Origin of the sequence: Streptomyces durbertensis (assembly GCF_014156695.1) — a bacterium.
Lineage (GTDB): Bacteria > Actinomycetota > Actinomycetes > Streptomycetales > Streptomycetaceae > Streptomyces > Streptomyces durbertensis.
Map to the genome: position 1 here is coordinate 1 of NZ_WMLF01000576.1, position 2,816 is coordinate 2,816.

General features: G+C 72.1%; 4 protein-coding genes. 2 read left to right on the forward strand and 2 right to left on the reverse strand.

Going from position 1 to position 2,816, the window contains the following annotated elements:
* On the reverse strand, nt 1-519 hold a 519-nt coding region (locus GL263_RS24585), incomplete at its 3' end, for an HAD domain-containing protein (RefSeq protein WP_182857940.1).
* Nucleotides 520-547: 28 nt separating this feature from the next.
* Complete coding sequence (locus GL263_RS24590; protein WP_182857941.1) at nt 548-1,000, reverse strand: VOC family protein; 453 nt, start codon at nt 998-1,000, stop codon at nt 548-550.
* A 46-nt stretch (nt 1,001-1,046) separates the two neighbouring features.
* Between GL263_RS24590 and GL263_RS24595 the strand changes: the two genes are divergently transcribed.
* A complete protein-coding gene (locus tag GL263_RS24595) occupies nt 1,047-1,646 on the forward strand; it encodes a CGNR zinc finger domain-containing protein (RefSeq protein ID WP_182857942.1) in 600 nt (199 codons plus the stop codon).
* 158 nt (nt 1,647-1,804) lie between these two features.
* Entirely contained in the window at nt 1,805-2,734 is a 930-nt protein-coding gene (gene bla, locus GL263_RS24600; RefSeq protein ID WP_182857943.1) for a class A beta-lactamase, read from the forward strand.
* Nucleotides 2,735-2,816 lie beyond the last annotated feature (82 nt).

The following is a 2,816-nucleotide window of genomic DNA, read 5'->3' on the forward strand; positions in this document are numbered from 1 at the left end:
GTGAAGGGGTCGCTGCGGGGTGGGTGTGTGCTGGTGGAGCCAGGCGTCGACGCGGGTGAGGTCTGAGGTGGTCAGTCCGGTTCGGGGGTCGACGCGGTGGAGGAGCGCGGGGCCCGGGTGGTGAGTGGTCACCCAACTGTGGTCGAGGTCGGTGATCTCGTCGTCCACCCAGACGAAGGGGCGGCCGGCGGCGGTCTCGACGAGGGTCCGGGTTTTCCAGTGGAGGGCGTCGGGTTCGTCGTGGAGGGGGGCTTCCGGTAGCGCGGCTACGGGCAGGCCGGGGAGACCCATCCGTGGGGCTGTCACCGTGTTCGCGTCGTGCATCCAGGCCGTCGCCCAGACGAGGGTGCAGGGCAGCGTCAGTAGGTGGCGGCCGTGGGTGGGAGAGAGGGCTGCGAGGTGGGGGTTCGCGGGGGTCTGCCAGAGCGCCCACTCGTCGAGGGTCCGGGGGAGTCGTACGCCGTTGTGGGGCAGCAGTGTTCCGTCGACGTCGAGGAAGAGGAGGGGATACGGGGGCACCCGCCGAACGGTAGTCGGTGGGCGCCGGTCAGTGGACGCAGAACTCGTTGCCCTCGGGGTCCTTGAGGACGCTCCACGAGCCGGCGGGCTCGTCGACGTGGCGTACGACGGTGGCGCCGAGGTTGGTGAGGCGGTCGACGGTGGTGGGGCGGTCGTCGGCCTCGGTGTGGAGGTCGATGTGGAGGCGGTTCTTGGTGTCGGGTTTTGGTTCGGGGACGCGGTTGAAGAGGAGGCGGCGGCCGAGGCCGGTGCCGGAGGCGGGGTCGACCGGGTCGTCGGGGTGGCGGACGGCGGCGGCGTCGCGCCAGGCGCGGTGGCCGTGGTGTTCGGTGACGAGCGAGGTGTCCACGTAGCCGGACTCCAGGAGGGCCGTGATGAGGGCGCTGTTGTCCTCGACGTCGTAGCCGAGGGCGGCGGCCCAGAAGTCGGCCTGTCGGTGGGGGTCGGCGCAGTCGATGACGAGTTTCCAGTGCAGGGGCATGGGCGGGACCTTTCGCCGATCGGATGTAACTACTTATAGTGGTTACATGGCGGATTCGGCAACGGGACTCGTGCTCACCTCACCGGAAGGGGTGCGTTATCGGTTTGACCCGGGCGCCCTGTGTCTGGAGCTGCTCCTCACGGGCGGACCGGGGGAGATCGCGCGGTACGAGTTGTTGCACGAGCCGGCCGGGCTGCTGGAGTGGGTCGTCCACTCGCGGCTGCGGCCGACGCCGGAACTGCGCGTGAGCGGTGAGGAGCTGGCCGGGACGCGACGGGTGCGGGACGCGCTGTGGCGGCTGGTGTGGGCGCGGACGGGGGCTGGTGAGGAGTCCGTCGAGGATCTTGGGGTGCTCAACGCCGCGGCCGCCAGGCCGCCGCTCGTGCCGGCGCTGTACGCGGGTGGTGTCGGCTGGGCGCTCGGGCCGGCCACGGGTGAGCAGCTGCTGTCGACCGTCGCGCGGGACGCGGTGGCGCTGCTGGGCGGGCCGCACGCCGGTCGGATACGGGAGTGCGGTGCGCACGACTGCCGGCTGGTCTTCGTGGACACCTCGCGGCCCGGCCGCCGCCGCTGGTGCTCGATGGGTCGCTGCGGCAATCGCAACAAGGTGCGTGCGCTTCGTGCGCGCCAACACCTGGAGGAGTGAACGGCATGCCGTGGCGGAGGGGCGAGGCTGAACGAGTGAGGGGGGAGGTGTGGAAGGAACCGGTGGGGTGGTGCGGGTTGTCTCCTTCTTCGTACGGCATCGGAGCAGAGGAGTACGTGATCTTGGAGACCGCAGGAGCACATCCGTCTCGTCGGGCCATGTTGATCTTCGGTGGGGGAGCCGGGCTGGGCGCGCTCGCCGCCCTCGCGGGTGGAAGCGGAGCCGCCCACGCGGCCGGGGCGCCGGCGCGGGCGCGGTCGGATGGTGAGGCGGTGGCGCGCGGGGCGGCCGGGGTGTCGCGGCGGCTGCGGGCGTTGGAGCGGGAGCACGACGCGAGGATCGGGGTGTTCGCGTACGACACCGGCACCCGGCGGAGGGTGCTGCACCGCGCGGACGAGCGCTTCCCGATGTGCTCGGTGTTCAAGACCTTCGCCGCCGCCGCCGTACTGCGCGACCTCGACCGCGACGGCGACTTCCTTGCCGAGCGCATCCGCTACAGCGAGCAGGAGACCGAGGACTCCGGGTACGCGCCCGTCACCGGGAGGCCGGAGAACATCGCCCGGGGGATGACCGTCGAGGAGCTGTGCGGGGCAGCCGTCTCCGAGAGCGACAACGCGGCGGCGAACCTGCTGCTGAGGGAGCTGGGCGGGCCGCGCTCGATCACCCGCTTCTGCCGTTCGCTCGGGGACGACGTGACCCGACTCGACCGCTGGGAGCCGGAGTTGAACTCCGCCGAGCCGTGGCGGGTGACCGACACCTCGAGCCCGCGGGCGGTGGGTCGCAGCTACGCGCGGCTGGTGCTCGGTGACGCGCTGGAGTCCGCCGACCGCCGCCGGCTGACCGACTGGCTGGTCGCCAACACCACCAACACGGAGCGCTTCCGCGCGGGTCTGCCCGCCGACTGGGTACTCGGTGACAAGACCGGCGCCGGCAGCTACGGAACGAACAACGACGCGGGCATCGCCTGGCCGCCGGGACGCGCGCCGCTGGTGCTGGTCGTGCTGACGACCAAGTTCGAGCCGGAGGCCGCGCCGGACAACACCCTGGTGCGCCGGACGGCGGAGCTGCTGGCGGAGGAGCTGGGCTGACGGGGGACGCGTGCGCGCGGACTGTCCTCGACCCCGACGCCTCCCATGGGCCGGTGACGGTGGGGGTGTCGGGGTGTGGGGA

Excerpts from the sequence above, each read along its gene's own strand:
- GL263_RS24595 (WP_182857942.1), top strand. The coding sequence starts at position 1,047 with ATGGCGGATTCGGCAACGGGACTCGTGCTCACCTCACCGGAAGGGGTG.
- GL263_RS24590 (WP_182857941.1), bottom strand. The coding sequence starts at position 1,000 with ATGCCCCTGCACTGGAAACTCGTCATCGACTGCGCCGACCCCCACCGA.
- bla (WP_182857943.1), top strand. The coding sequence starts at position 1,805 with ATGTTGATCTTCGGTGGGGGAGCCGGGCTGGGCGCGCTCGCCGCCCTC.